Consider the following 17150-nt stretch of genomic DNA (forward strand, 5'->3'; position numbering starts at 1 on the left):
TCCGGGCAGGTGTCGGCTAGCTGGTGGCGGCGGACGCGCTGCCGGGCAGGTGGCAGGCAGCGGCGTGCGCGCCCGACGCCGGCAGCACCGGCAGCGCGGTGCCGCGGCAGGCGTCCTCGATCCCGAGGCGCGCGGCCTCGCCGCTCGCGACCACCGGGCAGCGCGGGTGGAACCGGCACCCCGCCGGGATGCGGGTCGGGTCGGGCGGCTCGCCCGTGAGCACGACCTGCTCGAGCCGTTCGGTCTCGGGCACCACCGAGAGCAGCGCGCGGGTGTAAGGGTGCTTCGGGTCGCGCAGCAGCTCCTCGGTGGGGCCCTGCTCGACGATGCGGCCGAGGTACATCACCGCGACGCGGTCGGCGATGTTCCACGCGAGCCCGAGGTCGTGGGTCACGACCAGCAGCGACAGTCCGAGCTCCTCGCGCAGCCGGAGCAGGAGCGCGAGGATCTCGCCCCGCACCGAGGCGTCGAGGCTGGAGACCGGCTCGTCGGCCACGATGATGTCGGGCTCGAGGGCGAGCGCCCCGGCGATGACCACGCGCTGGCGCTGACCGCCCGAGAGCTCGTGCGGGTAGCGGAGGAAGAACCGCTCCGGCGGACGCAGCCCCGCGAGCGAGAGCGCCTGCGCCACGCGCTTCTCCTCGGCCTCCACCAGCCCGTGGATGCGCAGTCCCTCGGCGACGGCCTCGTAGACGGTGTGCCGCGGGTTGAGGGCCCCCGTCGGGTCCTGCAGCACGAGCTGCACGCGTCGGCGGTACGCCTTGAGCGCCTTGGACGACGTACCGAGCCGCTCGCCGTCGACGAGGACGTCGCCGGCCGTCGACTTCTGCAGGGCCAGGATCGTGCGCGCGAGGGTCGTCTTGCCGCAGCCGCTCTCGCCGACGAGCGCCACGATCTCGCCGCGGCCGAGCACGAGGTCGACGCCGTCCACGGCACGGGCTGCCGCTCCGCTGCCGCGCCCGCGGAAGCTCACCTCGAGGCCGCGCGTCTCGAGCGCCGCGGGTGCGTCCGGGGTCATGCCCGCACCTCCGCGAGGTGGCACGCGGCCCGGCGGTCCGCGCCGGGCCGCGTGAGCTGCAGCAGCGCGGGCTCCTCGGCCCGGCACCGGTCGATCGCACGGGGGCAGCGCGGATGGAACGAGCAGCCGTCGGGGACCTCGCCCGGGAACGGCGGGTCGCCGGGCAGCCCGGACGGCGCATAGCGGAAGCGCGCGTCGCCGATGCGCGGGAACGCGCCCGCGAGCGCGCCGGAGTAGGGATGGGCCGGGGAGTCGAAGACCTGCGTGGCCGGGCCCTCCTCGACGATCTGCCCGGCGTACATCACCGCGATGCGGTCGCAGGCGGACGACAGAACGGACAGGTCGTGGCTGATGAGCACCATCGCGAGGCCGAGGTCCTTGACCAGCGACGCCATGAGGTCGAGCACCTGCGCCTGCACCATCACGTCGAGCGCGGTGGTCGGCTCGTCCGCGACCACGAGCTGCGGGCCGCAGGCGAGCGCCATCGCGATCATGACGCGCTGCTTCTGACCGCCGGAGAGCTGGTGCGGGTAGGCGTCGGCCCGGCGGGCGGGCAGTCCCACCATCTCGAGCAGCTCACCCACCCGCTTGTCCGCGGACGCGTGGGTGGCCTTCTTGTCGTGCAGGAGGATCGGCTCGGCGATCTGCACGCCGATCTTCTGCACCGGGTTGAGCGCGTGCATCGCACCCTGGAACACCATCGAGGCCTGGGCCCAGCGCAGCGCACGGACCTTGCCCCACGTCATGGTGGTGACGTCCTTGCCGTCGACGAGCACCTCGCCCGTGACCGTGGCGCTCTTCGGCTGCATGCGCAGCACGGTGCTCGTGAGCGTCGACTTCCCGCAGCCGGACTCGCCCGCGATCCCGAGGGTCTCGCCGGAGTCGACCGACAGCGTGACCCCCCGGACGGCCGGCACGTCGAGACCTCCGGTGCGGTAGGTGACGCTGACGTCGCGCATCTCGAGGAGGGCCATCACTCACCCTCCCCGCGCGGGTCGAGGATCGACTCGACAGCGCGGCCGACGAGGTTGAACGACAGCACCACGAGCACGACGCAGAGGCCGGGCGGGGCCAGCACCCACCACGCGCCCTGCGAGATGGCTCCCGAGGCGAAGCCCTCCTCGAGGATCGAGCCCCAGGAGACGGTGAGCGGGTCGCTGAGGCCGAGGAACGACAGCGTGGTCTCGGCCAGGATCGACAGCGACACCGCCAGCGTGGTGTTGGCCAGCACGAGCGGCATGACGTTCGGCAGCACGTGCTTGGTCATCTGGTGCACGTGGCCGCCGCCGAGCGCGCGGGCCCGCTCGAGGTAGGGCCGGCCCTCGATCGCGAGCGTCTGCGCGCGGATGAGGCGCGCGGTGGCCGGCCACGAGGTCACGCCGATCACGATGATGATGTTGAGCATCGACTTGCCCAGCACGGTCGCGAGGACGATTGCCAGCGGCAGGTAGGGGATGACGAGGAACCAGTCGGTGACGCGGTCGAGCGTGCCGCCGAAGACGCCGCGGTAGTGCCCCGACGCGATGCCCACGGCGGTGCCGATCACCATCGCGATGACCGTGGCGGCCAGGCCGACGGTCAGCGAGACGCGGGCGCCCCAGGCGACGAGCGCGAGGACGCTGCGACCTGTGTCGTCGGTGCCGAGCGGGAACGTCAAGGAGGGCGGCTCGAACGAGTCGCCGGTGGCCTGCGTGACCTCGAGCATCGACCGCGGGAACAGCAGGGGTGCGGTGATGGCCACCAGGGCGAAGAACGCGAGGATCGCGACGCCGGCCATCCCGCTGCGGCTGCGGGCGAACGACCGGCCGAACCGGCGTACGGAGGCACGGCGCCGGTCGCGCGCGACCCGGCGACCGCTGACCGCGGCCGAGGCGCCGGCGCTCATGAGCGCACCCGCGGGTCGAAGTAGCCGTAGAGCAGGTCGGCGACGAGGTTGGCGAAGATGACGGCGCCGGAGAACAGCAGGAAGAGCGCCTGCAGCAGGGGCACGTCAGGACCGGTGAGCGCGTCGACCGTCAGCGACCCGAGGCCGTTGATGGAGAAGACCTTCTCGATCGTGATCGCGCCGCCGACGACGAATCCGAGGTTGAGGAAGACCAGGGTCATGGTGGGGAGCAGCGCGTTGGGAACGGCGTGGCGGCGTCGGACCATCTTGTCCATGAGGCCCTTGGCGCGTGCGGTGCGCACGTAGTCCTGGCCTGTCTCCTCGATGAGCGAGGCGCGCATGACCAGGGAGTACTCCGCGAGGTAGATCACCGCGAGGGTCGTGACCGGTAGGACCAGATGCCACGCGACGTCGAGCACGCCCAGGAGCGACGTCGAGTCCACCCCGGGCGTCGAGAGACCGCCGATCGGGAAGACGCCGGGGAACGGTCCGATGCCGACGGCGAAGACGATCAGCACGATCATGCCGAACCAGAACTCCGGCATGGAGTAGAGGAACAGCGTGATGCTGGTGGCCCGACGGTCGAACTTCCCCCCGCGGTTCCAGCCGGCCCGGATGCCGAGCCACACGCCGATGGTGGTGGCGAGCAGCGTCGCCGTACCCACGAGGAGGAGCGTCGGCCACACGCGGGGGAGGATCACGTCCCACACCGGGGCGCTGTACTTCACCGACGGGCCGTTCCCCGTGAACGGGTTGGCCAGGTAGGCGAGGAACTGCTCGCCCAGCGGCTTGTTGAGCGCTGCCCGCAGCTTCGCGATCTGCTCGGGGTCGACGTTGCGGCCGCGGGTGTAGAGCGCGATCGGGTCGCCCGGCATCACCCGGAACAGGAAGAAGTTGAACACCAGGACGAACAGGAACGTGCCGAACGCCGACAGCGTGCGGCCGAGCCCGTAGCGCACCGTCGGGTTGGACGGGCCCCACGATCCCGAACGTCGGGACCGTGGGGCCGTGCCGACCTCATGGAGGATCGCCACGAGGCGCTACTCCTTGTCGTCGTCCGATGAACCGCCGCCGCCGCGGCGGCCCACTGCGACGCCGATGCCGAGGACGACGAGCAGCGCCACGACGCCTCCGATGATCAGCGGCAGGTTGGACGAGCCGCCGTCGCTGTCGCCCGAGCCCGTTCCGGGGCTCGCCGACGCCGACCCGCTCGGGGTCTCGTCGGAGACCGGCTTCACGTTCTCGTACGACCAGGTGCCGTACTGGAACAGGAGCGAGCCGGTCTCGGCCGGCTGCGGCACGAAGCCGGTGAACCGGTCGGAGCGGTACGCCTCGAGGTTGTCGTAGTAGTAGGTGACGATGTACGGCGCGTCGTCGTACAGCTTCTGCTGCATCTGCTTGACCAGGTCGGCACGCTTGGCCGAATCGGTCTCGGCACCCTGCTGGTCGAAGAGCGCGTCGTAGGCCTCGTCGCAGTAGAACGAGTCGGACAGGTTGGCGAGGATCGAGTCGCCGTCCTTGTACGACCGGTTCGCGCAGGTGAAGGTCGAGAGCTGGTAGTTGGGGTCGGGCTCGACGACCCAGCCCCACTCGAACATGTCGAAGTTGCCCTGGCCGATGATCTCGGTGAGCGCGTCGGACGACACGGCCTTGACCTCGGTCTCGACACCGACGGCCGCGAGGTAGCCCTTGATGAACTCGACGCTCTTCACGGAGTTGTCGGAGTCGCTGCGGGCGAACAGGCGGAACGAGAGGCGGTTGCCCTCAGCGTCCTGGCGGATGCCGTCGTCGCCGACCGTGTAGCCGGCCGCGTCGAGCAGCTGCTTGGCCTTCTCCGGGTCGTACGTGACGGGGTTGGCCGGGTCGAGGTGGAGGGTCGAGTAGATCGGCGGGATGATCGTCGAGCCGACGCTGCCGCTGCCGCCGAGGACGCGGTCGACGAGGGCCTGCCGGTCGATCGACCAGCCGAGGGCCTGGCGCAGCTTGACGTCCTTGAGCAACGGGCTGCCGTCACCGATCGGCGTGCCGTCGTCGAGGGCTGCACCGGTGTTGAACGCCAGCTGGTTGAAGCCCGAGTAGGTGGCCGAGACCTTGGTGATGCCGGGCTCGCCCTCGAGCGACTCCCAGACGTTGGCCTCCATCGAGTCGGCGAAGTCGATCTCACCCTTCTTCAGCGCCTGCCCGAGCGCGTCGGCGTTGCCGTAGATCCGGAAGACGACCTCGTCCACCGCGGGACGTCCGCCGAAGAAGGAATCGTTGGCCTTGAGGCGGATGAACTGCCCCACCTGGCGCTCGACCATCACGAAGGGACCGGCTCCGACCGTGGGCTCGGCCTCGGTGCCCTCGTTCTTGAACGACTGCACCTCCTTCTCGTCGATGTCCTTCCAGATGTGCTCCGGGAGGATGTAGACGGCGAGGCGCTCCATGATCGGGGACGGCGTGCCGACGGTCATGACCACCGTGGTGTCGTCGGTGGCCTCGACCTTGGTGATGTTGGCCGTGTACGAGCCGAAGTTGGTCTGCTCGTACTCGCCGTCGATGATGCGGTTGAAGGTGTAGGCGACGTCCTTGGCCGTCAGCGGCGCCCCGTCGCTCCACGTGAGACCGGCCCGGATCTTGTAGGTCCAGGTCTTCCTGTCGGCCGACTCCTCCCACGACTCGGCGAGGCCCGCGACGGGGGTGAAGTCCTCGGCCGAGGACGACAGCAGCGTCGGGTACTGGAGCTGGTAGATCTCGTAGGCCTCGGCGACGATGCCGGTGAACGGGTTCGCCGAGTCGATGTCCTGGGTGATGCCGATGGTGAGCACGACGGGGTCGTCGGCGGCGGAGGCTCCGGCGCTGGCGCCCGAGCCGATCGTGACTCCGAGCGCGAGGGCGGCCGCGCCCGCTGCCGCCAGGATCCGGGTACGACGAGTCGTCACGTGATGCCCCTTCGGTCGACGCCGGCCGCGGCCCACCCCGCGGACGTCCTGACCGGTCAGTCAGGTCGGCGTGGCGCATTCCTACCCCACCGATGCGCGAATCGGGACATTTGTGACCTGATCGTTTCAGGCGCGACATCTTCCGGCACGGACCGCGCGACGACGGAGCCCCTGCGTCGGTTAGCGTCCCGGCATGCTCCAGCCTCCTGCGGCCGCCGTACGCCCCCGCACCACCGTGCTCCACGGCGAGGAGCGGGTGGACCCGTACGCCTGGATCGCCGACCCTGAGGACCCCGAGGTGCTCGCGTACCTCGAGTCGGAGCGGGCGTACTACGACGCCCGGGTGGCGGGCCTGGCCTCGGCCCGTGAGGTGCTGTCGGCCGAGATGCGCTCCCGCCTGCCCGAGGTGGAGCCGAGCGCGCCGTGGGAGGCGGGCGGCTGGCGATACCGGCACGTGACGCCCGAGGGATCGGAGTACGAGCGGCTCGTGCGCCGGCCGGAAGCCTCACCGGACGAGCCCGAGGGGGTGCTGCTCGACCTGCAGGCGGTGCACGACCTCGGGGGGACGGGGTACGCCCGCGACGGCGTGCTCGAGGTGAGCCCCGACGGCCGGTGGCTCGCCTGGTCCGTAGACCTCGACGGCGACGAGGTCTACGCCCTGCGCTTCCGCGACCTCTCGACCGGAGCCGACCTCGACGAGGTCGTGCCGCGCACCTACTACGGCGGCGCGTGGTCCGCGGACTCGTCGGCGTTCCTCTACACCGTGCACGACGACACGTACCGCCCGTTCCAGGTGTGGCGGCACGTGCTCGGTACCCCGGTCACGGACGACGTGCTCGTGCTCGAGGACCTCGATGAGCGGCTCGAGATCGAGCTGCATGCGTCACGGTCCGGGGAGTACGCCGTGATCTCGTTGCTGGGCAGGAGCTTCCGTGAGGAGCACCTGCTGCGCCTCGACTCGCCGAGCGCGACGCCGGTGCTCGTGCGGGCGCGCGAGGTCGGCGTCGAGTACGAGCTCGAGCACGCCCCGGGCCTCGGCCCCGACGGCGGCGACGGCTTCCTCGTCACCACCAACCTCGGGGCGCCGGAGTTCCGCGTGATGTGGGCGCCGGCGTCGGACCCCACGACGTGGACGCCGCTGATCGACGAGGAGCCGACCGTCCGCGTGTGGGGCGCCGACGCGTTCGCCGACGGCTTCGTGCTGTCCCTGCGCCGCGACGGCGAGGCGATGCTCCGCTTCGTGCCGCGTGAGGGGCAGCCGTTCGACGTGCTGCCGGACGACGCCGGCGGCATGGTGCGGATCGGGCGCACCGAGGACCACTCGGCCTCGGCCGTGACCGTCGTGGTCGACTCGTTCATCCGCCCGACCGTCTGGACCGACGTGACGTGGAGCGGCGCGCGCACGCAGCGGCACGTGCGCTCGACGGTCGGTGTCGACGCCGACGACTACGTGACCGAGCGGCGGCTCGCTCCGAGCGCCGACGGCACGCCTGTGCCCGTGATCCTGGTGCGGCACAAGGACACTCCGCTCGATGGAACTGCGCCGTGCCTGCTCTACGGGTACGGCTCGTACGAGGTGTGCCTCGATCCCGACTGGGACTTCGAGCGGCCGCTGCCCTCGCTGCTCGACCGCGGCGTGGTCTACGCGCTCGGCCACCCGCGCGGTGGCGGCGAGATGGGCCGGCGCTGGTGGGAGGACGGGCACCTCGCGGCGAAGCAGAACACGTTCACCGACTTCGGCGCGGTGGCGGCGTACCTCCGCGACGGCGTGGTGTCGTCGGTGGTCACGCGGGGCCTGTCGGCGGGCGGTCTGCTGCAGGGTGCGATGTACGCGCAGTTCCCCCGGCTGTTCGCCGGGGTCGTGGCCGAGGTGCCGTTCGTCGATGTCGTGACGTCGATGCTCGACGCGTCGCTGCCGCTGACCGCGCAGGAGTGGCTCGAGTGGGGCGATCCGCGCGACCCGGTGCAGTGCGAATGGCTCGCGGCGTACGCGCCGATGGGCAACCTGCCGGCGCTGGCCGACCGCCCGCCGCTGCTCGTGACCGGGGCCGTGCACGACCCGCGCGTGCTCGTGCGCGAGCCGGCCCGCTGGGTGGCGAGGCTGCGCGCGTCGGACCCTGCGGCTGGTGCCGGCGACGACCCGTCGTCGCCGGTGTCGGCGCGCACGGTGCTGTTCCGGCCGGAGACGGGGGCGGGCGCCCACGGCGGGCCGAGCGGGCGCTTCGCCGAGCTCGACTACGAGGCCGAGGTCTACGCCTGGGTGCTGGCGGCGCTGGGCGTGCCGGTCTAGCGGTCGGCGACCCGGCGGACGAACGCGAGGCCGCTCCAGGTCTCGTCGATGGCGCAGACCTTGATGTCGACGACGCCGGCGCCGAGGCCCTCCTCGCGGACGACGTCGCCGGTGAGGTCGGTGGCGACGCCGCTCGCCTTCTTCGGCCACGCGAGCCAGAGCCGACCGGGTGTGGTGGTGCGGGCGATGTCGCGGGGGAGGTGCTTGATCAGCGTGCGCGCGTCGGTGCGGAAGGCGACGACCACGTCGTACGGCGCCCTCCCGGCACGGCGGTGGATCTCGACGCCGTCGGGGAGAGGCGCGAGGTGCGTGCTCTCGAACCCCTCGGGCGCACCGTCGAGCAGCACCCGGCTGCCCGGCCTGATGCCGAGCTTGTCCGGCAGCGGCGTGCCGGAGTAGCCAGCCGGCGGAGTCGTCACCTTCGGGACGCTAGCGCGGCGAAAGGCCTGCGCGCCGGTGCTCGGAGGTGCACACTCCCGCGCATGGATCCGGCCCACCCCGTCACCGCGCCCCTCGCGGACCTCTGCGACGGCGACCCGCTCGACCTCGAGGCCGATCCCCGGCTGCGGCTCGAGCGGCCCGCGCCGCCGGAGCCGTGCGGCCCCCTCTGCACCCCGTGGTGCCTGGCGTCGCACGCCTGAGCCTGGGCAGATCGACGCTCCTGCTCCGACGTGACTGGACAACATGTCCAGTGCGGCGATCCGTGGTTGAGCATCCGGCCGGTCGGTGCTGCCCTAGGGCGATGTTCACCGAGGCCCAGCTCTACGCCCCCGTGGTGACCCGCGCCGACGGCGACGTCGTCGTCGAGCTCGGCGCCGACCACCCCGGCGTCGGCGACCCGGCGTACCGCGCCCGGCGCAACGCCATCGCGGCGCTCGCGCTCGACTGGCGCCCGGGGGAGCCCGTGCCGGCGGCGCCGTACACCGCCGAGGAGCACGAGGTGTGGCGGGTGGTGAGCGCCGAGCTCGAGCGCAAGCACGAGCGGCTCGCCTGCGCCGCCGCGCGCGAGGGGCGCGCACGGCTCGCGCTGCCGGTCGACCACATCCCGCAGCTCACCGACGTCACGGCAGCCCTCGCCCCGCTCACCGGGTTCACCTACCTCCCGGCCGCGGGTCTCGTGCCGCTGCGCGAGTTCTACGGGTCGCTGGCCGACCGCTGCTTCTGGTCGACGCAGTACATCCGGCACCACTCCGTGCCGCTCTACACGCCTGAGCCGGACGTCGTCCACGAGGTGATCGGCCACGCGATCACGCTCGCGGAGCCGTCGTACGCCGCGCTCTACGTCGCCGCCGGTCGCGCGGCGCGACGGGTCGAGTCGGCCGAGGCGCTCGAGCTGGTGTCGAAGGTGTTCTGGTTCTCCCTGGAGTTCGGCGTCGTGCGCGAGGGTGGCGAGCCCCGGGCGTACGGCGCGGGCCTGCTGTCGTCGTACGGCGAGATCGAGGAGTTCGCGCACGCCGACCTGCGCCCGCTCGACGTGGCGCGGATGGGTACGCAGACGTACGACATCACGCACTACCAGCCCGTGCTGTTCGCGGCCGAGTCGTGGCAGCAGGTGCACGACGTGGTCGGCGGCTTCTTCGACACCGTCGACGACGACCTCGCCGAGCGGCTGCTGCGCGAGGCCTCGACCGCCGCACGCTGACCGGCGTACCGTCGACGCAGGAGGCTCGCATGAACAGCTGGGGCTGGGTGCTGCCGCTCGTGCTGCTCGGGATCGGATCCGGCATCGCGTGGGCGTTCTTCTACGCATCGGTCGGCAGGCGCGGTGACGCGCTGCGCAAGGACGACCCGACGGCGGCCGGCGTGCACGATGCGGCGTTCATGCAGATGGCGAACCCGGCCGTGCTGCCGATGCGCGACCGCTCGTTCGACAAGCCCAAGCACTGACCGGCGTCAGGCCCCCTCGGCGAGCAGTGCGGCGCGCTCGGCGTCGGCTGCCGCCTTCTCCTCCTGCACTCGCGTGCGCACCTCGGTGAGCTTCACGGCCATGCGGCCGAGGTCCGCGCGCAGGCGGCGAACGCCGTCGAGGCTGTCGGCGATGCGGCTCTGGGTGGCCCAGTCCGACCAGAAGTTGTCGAACCAGATGTCGAAGGTGCGCCAGTCGTCGGTGCGCGCGAGGGCCGGGTTGGCGAGCGCCAGCTTCACGTCGGCGAGCTCGGCATGCGCGTGCTCGAGCGCGCGAGAGACGCGGGCCATCGCGCCCTTCGCGTCGTCGATGCGGTCGTGCTTGATGGCGCTGCTGATCATGCCGCCGCCGAAGAACGTGTCGTAGGTGCCCCAGTCCTTCGCCGAGGTCAGGCGCGTCTCGGCGAGGCGCACCTCCTCGGACGCCGCCGACACCGCGACGCTTGCCTCGTAGAGCTCGACGAGCTGCTGGTCGGCGGCGGCGATGCGCGCGTCGCAGGCATCGATCTGCGCGGCACGGGGATCGCCGGCAGCGCGCCAGGCCTCGTGCCGGGAGCGCTGCGCTGCGGCCAGCTCCTCCGCGCGGTCGGCGTACGCCCGCTCGAGCTGTACGCGGACGCCGTCGCGGTCGGAGAGCGTGCGGTCGATGCGGACGTGCGCGTCGCGCAGCCGGGTCGCGGCCAGCTCGAGCTCGGCCGCAGCGGCCTCGCGCCGTGCCCGGCGACCTCCGCTGAGCAGCGCCTTGAACGCAGTCCAGCGCGGCAGCTCGAGCGACTGCGCGGTCTCCTGCGCCTCGGCGTACCTCGCGGCAGCGGCGTCGTACGCCGCGTCGTCGGCCGCCACCTGCGCGTCGAGCCTTCGTGCGGTGCCGAGCAGGTCGTCGATCTCGTTCATGGTTCCCCCGGTGTGCTCGCGCCCATCCTGCCGAGCGCTTCGGGCGTTGGGGGTCGACACGCGCTCTCTGCGACGCGTATCGACCCCAGCTCCGCCCGATTCGGTAGTGGAATCTCGCGGCGGAGCGCGAGATTCCACTACCGAATCAGGCGGGCGGCGATGGCGTCGAGCATCGTGGGCTCGTCGAGGAGGGGGCCGCCGGCGACGGCGTACGGCGACTCCGCAGCGGCGGCGAGCACCGAGTCGAGCAGCCGCCCGGGCGCGAGCAGCCACGGAACGACCACGGTGCCCGGAGCCGACTCGGCGAGCCGCGCGCCCGGGCCGGTCGCGAACGCCGCGGATGCCGGCACGCCGGTGCGCGCCGACGCCACAGCGACCGCGTCGGCGAACGCCGCGCGCTCGTCGTCGACCTTCGTGCCCGCCGCAACCACTACGCATGAGGCGCCGGCCCGCAGCAGCGCGGCGTCGAGCACCTCCGGCGGATGGCCGAGCGGGTCGAGCAGCGTCACCGGTCGGGGGAGCGCAGCCACCGCAGCGGGGACGTCGACCCGCGCGTGGAACGCGGCCGACAGCAGCAGCGGCAGCACCACGACCTCGTCGTCGGCGCCGGCCGAAGCGACCGCGTCGTCCAGGCGCGGGAAGTCGTGGTCGAGGAACGCGCCGACCACGGGGAACCCCGCGCGGTCCGAGGCGCCGGCGGCCGCGCACGCCACCCAGCGCGCCGACCGCGGGTCGGGCGAGCCGTGCGCGAGCAGCACTCCGAGGGTCATCGCATCACCGTGCCACAGAGCACGATCAGTCGAGCTCTGGGGAGAACGGGCCGAGCCGGGAGCGGAGGGCGACGACGTCGCCCACCACGACGACCGCGGGCGACTCGACGCCGCGCGCCTCGGCGAGGTCGGCGATGTCGGCCAGCGTGCCGACCGTGGTGCGCTGCGACGCCGTCCAGCCCCGCTCGACGATCGCGACCGGCGTCGAGGCAGGGCGTCCTGCCTCGATCAGCGCGGCGCAGGACGAGCGCAGCAGCCGCACTCCCATGAGCAGCACGAGAGTGGTCGACACCGAGTGCGAGCGAGCAGCCTCGACCACAGGGTCGATTCCGTCATGCGCCGACACCAGAGCGAACGACGTCGTCACGCCGCGATGCGTCACCGGGATCCCGGCCGCGGCGGGCACCGAGACCACCGACGTCACGCCAGGCACGACGGTGACGGGCACACCGGCCGCGTGGCAGTAGAGCGCCTCCTCGCCGCCGCGGCCCAGCACGAACGGGTCGCCGCCCTTGAGCCGTACGACGGTCAGCCCCTGCCGCGCGCGGTCGACCAGCACCTCGTTGATCTGGTCCTGCGTGAGCTGGTGGTGGCCGGGGGTCTTGCCGCAGTCGATCACCTCGACGTCGGCCGCGAGCGAAGCCAGCACCGACCGCGGCGCGAGCCGGTCGACCACGACCACGTCGGCCTGCGCCAGCAGGCGACGGCCTCGCACGGTCAGCAGCTCCTCGTCGCCGGGTCCGCCGCCCACGAGATGCACGACGCCGACGGCGGGAGCAGCGGCTGCGCGGGTACGCCGTACCGGCAGCGTGCCGGCGTCGAGCGCGGCGGCAACGGCGTCGCGCACGGCACGCGCACGTCCGGGATCGCCGCCGCCCGAGACCGCGAGCACCACGCCGTCGGCGCCGCGGGCGACCGCCGGAGTCCAGGCGGCAGAACGGGATGCGTCGTCAGCGCGCACGCACCAGACCCGCGCGGCCTCGGCGTCGGCGGCCACGGCGTCGTCAACCAGCCGGTCGCCGGTCGCGGTGTGCACGAACCAGGCGCCGTCCAGATCACCGGCGGCGTACTCGCGCGCGTGCCACTCCACCCGGCGGTCGGCCACGAGCAGCGCGAGGTCCTCGCACAGCCACGGCGCCACGACTTCGACCAGTGCACCCGACTCGACGAGCGAAGCAGCACGACGCGCCGCGACGGGACCACCGCCGACCACCAGCGTGCGGCGACCGGCGAGGTCGAGGAAGACCGGGTACGTCGCCATCAGCGCTGCCCGGTCGTGAGGCCGCGCGAGCGCAGCAGCCGGCGCTCGATCGGGGAGAACACCAGCAGCTCGATGCCCACGCCGACGATGAGGATCATGAGGATCGCCGCGAACACCAGGCTCATGTCGGAGAGCTCGCGGCCGATCTGCAGCACCTGACCGAGCGACGTGCCGAGCGCGGGGGAGAACGTGATGAGCTCGGCGGCCATCAGCGAGCGCCAGGCGAAGGCCCAGCCCTGGCGCAGGCCCGCGAGGTAGCCGGGCATCGCAGCCGGGAGCACGACGTACCGGATCGAGGCCCAGCCCCTCGCGCCGAGCACTCGCCCGACCCGCAGGTAGAGCGGAGGCACCTGCGAGACGCCGGCGAGCAGGCCGTTGGCGATCGACGGCACCGCGCCGAGCAGCACCACCATGTAGATCGCGGCGTCGGTGAGGCCGAACCAGATGATCGCAGCGGGCACCCAGGCCACCGAAGGGAGCGACTGCAGGCCCGACACGAGCGGCCCGATCGCCGTGCGCACGAAGCGGAACTGCGCGAGCAGCAGGCCGAGCGCGGTGCCGATCACGACCGACGCAGCGAAGCCCACGAACGCGCGGCGCAGCGAGTTCCACACCGCTTCCTGGACGGCCCCCTGCTGCCAGTAGGTGAGGAACGTGTCCCACACCATCTCCGGCGACGGGACGACGTACGTCGGCCTCACGTTCAACGCGACGACCACCGCCCACACCGCGACGAAGAACAGCACCGCCACGATGGGCGGGAGCACCGAGCGGCCGAGGCGCTTCCCGAGCGGGTCGCGGGCCTGGGTGGGGGTGTCGAGGGCGTCGAGGCCGGCCTCGAGCGAGGCGACGTCGTCGCGGTCGTCGATCGTGCCCTGGCTCATGACCGCACCTCCGAGGACGGGGTCGGGACGGCGTGGCGACGGATCTCGCGGCGCAGGTCGTCGGTGATCTCCTTGGAGAGCTCGGACACCCCGGCCGACTCGATGCGTCGCGGGCCCTCGATCTCGACCTCCCAGCGACGCACGAAGCGGCCCGGGCGCGACGACATGAGCTCGACCCGCTGGCCCAGGCGCACCGCTTCCCGGACGTTGTGGGTCACGAACACCACCGACAGCCCGGTGGCCTCCCACACACGGATGAGCTCCTCGTGCAGCACGTCGCGCGTGATGGCATCGAGGGACGCGAACGGCTCGTCCATGAGGAGGATGCGGGCGTCCTGCCCGAGCGCGCGAGCGAGCGCGACGCGCTGGCGCATGCCGCCCGACAGCTCGTGCACCCGGGACTTGTGCTGGCCGGCGAGGTGGACGACGTCGAGCAGCCTCTCGGCCTCGTCGCGGCGCTCGGCGCGCGGGACGCCGCGCAGCTTCAGCGCCAGCTCGATGTTCTGCCCGGCGGTGAGCCACGGGAACAGCGCCGACTCCTGGAACATGAGCGCCGCGTGGCCGCCGGGGGTGGCGACCGTGCCGCTCGTCGGGGCCTCGAGACCCGCGACGAGCGCCAGCAGCGTCGACTTCCCGCAGCCCGAGGCTCCGAGCAGCGAGACGAACTCCCCCTCCGCCACGGTGAGCGACACGTCCTGCAGCACCGCGGGGCGTGAGCCGTCGCGGTCGAAGCGCTTCGTGACGCGGTCCAGGACGATCGCGGCCTGCACCGTGGGCGGGGGCACATCGGCCCTCGCCCACGGCTCATGCCGCTCGTCGCCCACCGTGGCAGGGGTCATGACGTGATCACTCCGTCCCGAGACCTGCGGCCGAGACCGCTGCACCGCCGCGCGCCTTGAGCACGGCGTTGAGCAGGGCCAGGTCGTAGATGCCGTTGAGGTCGGCCTTGGTGGTGGTGCCGACCTCGACACCGTGGTCGGCGGAGACCTGCAGCGTCGAGGCGATCGGGTCGAGCGTGAGGGTGAGGTTCTCCCACGCCCGGTCGAGCACCTCGGGCTTGAGCTGCTTGCCGGTGAGCTCGAGCAGTGCGGCGTTCGCCGACTCCTTGGCCTTCGCGGCGTCCTTGGTCACGGCGTCGAGGGTGTCGGCCTCGGCCGTGAGCAGCTTCGTGATCGTGCCGGGGTACTTCTTCAGGTACTCGGTCGAGACGATGAGGTGCGTGGTGACGAAGGCGCCGTCCGGCCACAGGTCCTTCTCGTCCACGAGCACCTTGCCGCCGCCCTCGAGCACGAGGCGCGACGCCCACGGCTCCGGCACCCAGGCACCGGCGATGTCGCCCGCCTTGAACAGGTCGAGGGTCTGGGCGTTCTCCTGCGGCGCCACGGTCACGTCGCCGGCACCCTGCACCGGGGCCGACAGGCCCTGCTGCTTCAGCCAGTAGCGCAGGGCGACGTCCTGCGTGCCGCCGAGCTGCGGGGTGGCGACCGTCTTGCCCTTGAGGTCGGCCGCGCTCGTGATGTCCGGCTGGACGACGAGCTGGGCGCCGCCGCTCGAGGCTCCCGCGACGATGCGGACGGCCTCGCCGTTGCTCTTCACGAAGGCGTTGATGGCCGGGTTGGGGCCGATGTACGTCGCGTCGAGGGCGCCGGCGAACAGCGCCTCGACGGCAGCCGGGCCCGCGTTGAAGATCTGGGTCTCGAGCTTGGTGGAGCCGAGAGCCTTCGCGTATGTGCCGTCCTGGACGCCGACGAGCGGCAGGGCGTGCGTGATGTTCGCGAAGTAGCCGAGGCGCAGCGTCTCGGCCTCACCGTTCCCGCTCACCGCGACGTCGTCGGCGCTCGACGTGCCGCAGGCGGCGAGGCCCACGGCGACGAGCAGGGCGGCGGCGGACGCGGCGAGCGTGCGTCGGAGACGGGACCCCGGAGTTCTGGTGGTGCTGGTCATCTGGATCGAACCTTTCGTACGGACGGATGGGATGTCGTGCGCGAAGAGGACCTGTCAGTCCTCGGTACATCGCGCGACGACGGCCATGCCGGCCGCGAGGGTCGAGCCCTCCTGGTCGTCGACGAGCAGGAAGGCGCCCGTACGACGGAGCCGCGAGTAGTCGTCCGCGGCGACCGGCTCGGCGAGCCGGAGGGTGATGCGTCCGATGTCGTTCAGCACCAGCGCCTGGTCGTACGGCGAGGCCTGCAGGGTCTCGAGGTCGAGGCGCGACACGACCGACTGCACCCGGGCCCGCACGGTGCGGGTGCCGTGGCGCAGCAGCACACGGTCGCCTGCGGCGATCGCACGCTCGGACAGCACGCAGACGTCGCCCTCGAGGTCCGGCGACGCCGTGGCGGCGTCGTCGGACGCGGCGATGAGGTCGCCGCGCGAGATGTCGACGTCGTCGGTGAGGCGCAGCGACACCGACTGCGGCGCGAACGCCTCGAGGAGAGGTCCGTCGAGCCCGTCGATGGCGGCCACGGTGGTGGTCCGCCCCGACGGCAGGACGACGACGGGATCTCCGACGCGCACGACCCCGTGCGCCACGCGGCCCGCATAGCCGCGGTGGTCGGGGTGCTCCTCGGTCTGAGGACGGATGACGTACTGGACCGGGAAGCGGAAGGGCTCTGCCGCAGGGTCCTCGCCGACCGGGACGGCCTCGAGGTGCTGGAGCAGCGTCGGGCCGTCGTACCAGGGGGTGCGCCCCGAGCGGTCGACCACGTTGTCGCCCTGGAGCGCCGAGAGCGGGATGGCGACGACGTCCTGCACCCCGAGGGTGGCGGCCAGGGCGACGAACTCGTCGCGGATCGCGGTGAACACGGCCTCGTCGAAGCCGACGAGGTCCATCTTGTTCACCGCGAGCGCGACGTGCCGCACCCCGAGGAGTGCGGCGGCGGCGGCGTGCCGGCGGGTCTGCTCGACGACGCCGTGCCGCGCGTCGACGAGCACGAGCGCGAGCTCGGCGGTCGAGGCACCCGTGACCATGTTGCGCGTGTACTGCACGTGCCCCGGGGTGTCGGCGAGGATGAACGACCGCGTCGCCGTCGTGAAGTAGCGGTAGGCGACGTCGATCGTGATGCCCTGCTCGCGCTCGGCGCGGAGGCCGTCGGTGAGCAGCGCGAGGTCGGCGCCGTCGAAGCCCTTGGCCAGCGACGCGCGCTCGACCGCGGCGAGGGTGTCGGCGAGCACCGACTTCGTGTCGTGCAGCAGCCGGCCGACGAGGGTCGACTTGCCGTCGTCGACCGAGCCGGCGGTGGCGAACCGCAGGAGCTCGTGCGGAGCGTCGCCGGCCCCGTGGCTGAGCAGGTCGGCCGCGTTCTCGTGGAGTGCGGTCATG

General features: G+C 72.4%; 17 protein-coding genes. 4 read left to right on the forward strand and 13 right to left on the reverse strand.

What is annotated here, in order from left to right:
• Nucleotides 1-16: 16 nt before the first annotated feature.
• Genes ACFQGU_RS07115 through ACFQGU_RS07135 form a run of 5 tightly spaced genes read right to left on the reverse strand, consistent with a single transcriptional unit; the run spans nucleotide 17 to nucleotide 5824 of the window.
• On the reverse strand, nucleotides 17-1018 hold the full coding sequence (locus ACFQGU_RS07115; RefSeq protein WP_386765128.1) for an ABC transporter ATP-binding protein: 1002 nt from the start codon (nucleotides 1016-1018) through the stop codon (nucleotides 17-19).
• Entirely contained in the window at nucleotides 1015-1992 is a 978-nt protein-coding gene (locus tag ACFQGU_RS07120) for an ABC transporter ATP-binding protein (protein WP_386765130.1), read from the reverse strand. The genes ACFQGU_RS07115 and ACFQGU_RS07120 overlap by 4 nt, the downstream gene beginning before the upstream one ends.
• Nucleotides 1992-2903: an ABC transporter permease gene (locus ACFQGU_RS07125; protein WP_386765132.1), complete on the reverse strand. Its 912-nt coding sequence runs from the start codon at nucleotides 2901-2903 to the stop codon at nucleotides 1992-1994. The genes ACFQGU_RS07120 and ACFQGU_RS07125 overlap by 1 nt, the downstream gene beginning before the upstream one ends.
• Complete coding sequence (locus ACFQGU_RS07130; RefSeq protein ID WP_386765134.1) at nucleotides 2900-3937, reverse strand: ABC transporter permease; 1038 nt, start codon at nucleotides 3935-3937, stop codon at nucleotides 2900-2902. The genes ACFQGU_RS07125 and ACFQGU_RS07130 overlap by 4 nt, the downstream gene beginning before the upstream one ends.
• Before the next feature lie 6 nt (nucleotides 3938-3943).
• Complete coding sequence (locus ACFQGU_RS07135; RefSeq protein ID WP_386765136.1) at nucleotides 3944-5824, reverse strand: ABC transporter substrate-binding protein; 1881 nt, start codon at nucleotides 5822-5824, stop codon at nucleotides 3944-3946.
• A gap of 193 nt (nucleotides 5825-6017) precedes the next feature.
• Here ACFQGU_RS07135 and ACFQGU_RS07140 point away from each other — a divergent pair, with 193 nt between their 5' ends.
• On the forward strand, nucleotides 6018-8114 hold the full coding sequence (locus ACFQGU_RS07140; protein WP_386765138.1) for a prolyl oligopeptidase family serine peptidase: 2097 nt from the start codon (nucleotides 6018-6020) through the stop codon (nucleotides 8112-8114).
• On the opposite strand, the gene ACFQGU_RS07145 is transcribed toward ACFQGU_RS07140, so the two are convergent.
• Entirely contained in the window at nucleotides 8111-8533 is a 423-nt protein-coding gene (locus tag ACFQGU_RS07145) for a DUF3052 domain-containing protein (RefSeq protein WP_386765140.1), read from the reverse strand. The genes ACFQGU_RS07140 and ACFQGU_RS07145 overlap by 4 nt on opposite strands.
• A 63-nt stretch (nucleotides 8534-8596) precedes the next feature.
• On the opposite strand from ACFQGU_RS07145, the gene ACFQGU_RS07150 reads away from it, so the two are divergent.
• From ACFQGU_RS07150 to ACFQGU_RS07160, 3 genes are all read left to right on the forward strand, one after another.
• Nucleotides 8597-8755 (forward strand): hypothetical protein, encoded by a 159-nt coding sequence (locus tag ACFQGU_RS07150; RefSeq protein ID WP_386765142.1) that lies wholly within the window; start codon nucleotides 8597-8599, stop codon nucleotides 8753-8755.
• Nucleotides 8756-8856: 101 nt separating this feature from the next.
• Nucleotides 8857-9756 (forward strand): phenylalanine 4-monooxygenase, encoded by a 900-nt coding sequence (locus ACFQGU_RS07155; RefSeq protein WP_386765144.1) that lies wholly within the window; start codon nucleotides 8857-8859, stop codon nucleotides 9754-9756.
• A 29-nt stretch (nucleotides 9757-9785) separates the two neighbouring features.
• Complete coding sequence (locus ACFQGU_RS07160; protein WP_386765146.1) at nucleotides 9786-10001, forward strand: hypothetical protein; 216 nt, start codon at nucleotides 9786-9788, stop codon at nucleotides 9999-10001.
• 6 nt (nucleotides 10002-10007) lie between these two features.
• Here the strand turns inward: ACFQGU_RS07160 and ACFQGU_RS07165 are convergent, their stop codons facing one another.
• The 7 genes from ACFQGU_RS07165 to ACFQGU_RS07195 form a co-directional block, all read right to left on the reverse strand.
• On the reverse strand, nucleotides 10008-10913 hold the full coding sequence (locus ACFQGU_RS07165; RefSeq protein ID WP_386765148.1) for a hypothetical protein: 906 nt from the start codon (nucleotides 10911-10913) through the stop codon (nucleotides 10008-10010).
• Nucleotides 10914-11050: 137 nt separating this feature from the next.
• Nucleotides 11051-11683: a sirohydrochlorin chelatase gene (locus ACFQGU_RS07170; RefSeq protein ID WP_386765150.1), complete on the reverse strand. Its 633-nt coding sequence runs from the start codon at nucleotides 11681-11683 to the stop codon at nucleotides 11051-11053.
• Nucleotides 11684-11708: 25 nt separating this feature from the next.
• Complete coding sequence (gene cobA / locus ACFQGU_RS07175; protein ID WP_386765152.1) at nucleotides 11709-12944, reverse strand: uroporphyrinogen-III C-methyltransferase; 1236 nt, start codon at nucleotides 12942-12944, stop codon at nucleotides 11709-11711.
• Nucleotides 12944-13828 carry an ABC transporter permease gene (locus ACFQGU_RS07180; RefSeq protein WP_386765154.1) on the reverse strand — a complete coding sequence of 295 codons (885 nt, stop codon included), beginning with the start codon at nucleotides 13826-13828 and terminating at the stop codon, nucleotides 12944-12946. The genes cobA and ACFQGU_RS07180 overlap by 1 nt, the downstream gene beginning before the upstream one ends.
• Nucleotides 13825-14667 carry an ABC transporter ATP-binding protein gene (locus ACFQGU_RS07185; protein WP_386765156.1) on the reverse strand — a complete coding sequence of 281 codons (843 nt, stop codon included), beginning with the start codon at nucleotides 14665-14667 and terminating at the stop codon, nucleotides 13825-13827. Before ACFQGU_RS07185 ends, ACFQGU_RS07180 begins: the two co-directional genes overlap by 4 nt.
• Nucleotides 14668-14674: 7 nt before the next feature.
• On the reverse strand, nucleotides 14675-15772 hold the full coding sequence (locus ACFQGU_RS07190; protein WP_386765158.1) for an ABC transporter substrate-binding protein: 1098 nt from the start codon (nucleotides 15770-15772) through the stop codon (nucleotides 14675-14677).
• Nucleotides 15773-15826: 54 nt separating this feature from the next.
• Entirely contained in the window at nucleotides 15827-17149 is a 1323-nt protein-coding gene (locus ACFQGU_RS07195) for a sulfate adenylyltransferase subunit 1 (RefSeq protein WP_386765160.1), read from the reverse strand.
• Between the last annotated feature and the right edge of the window lies 1 nt (nucleotide 17150).

It is taken from the genome of Longivirga aurantiaca (genome assembly GCF_042660085.1).
Taxonomy (GTDB): domain Bacteria; phylum Actinomycetota; class Actinomycetes; order S36-B12; family CAIYMF01; genus Longivirga; species Longivirga aurantiaca.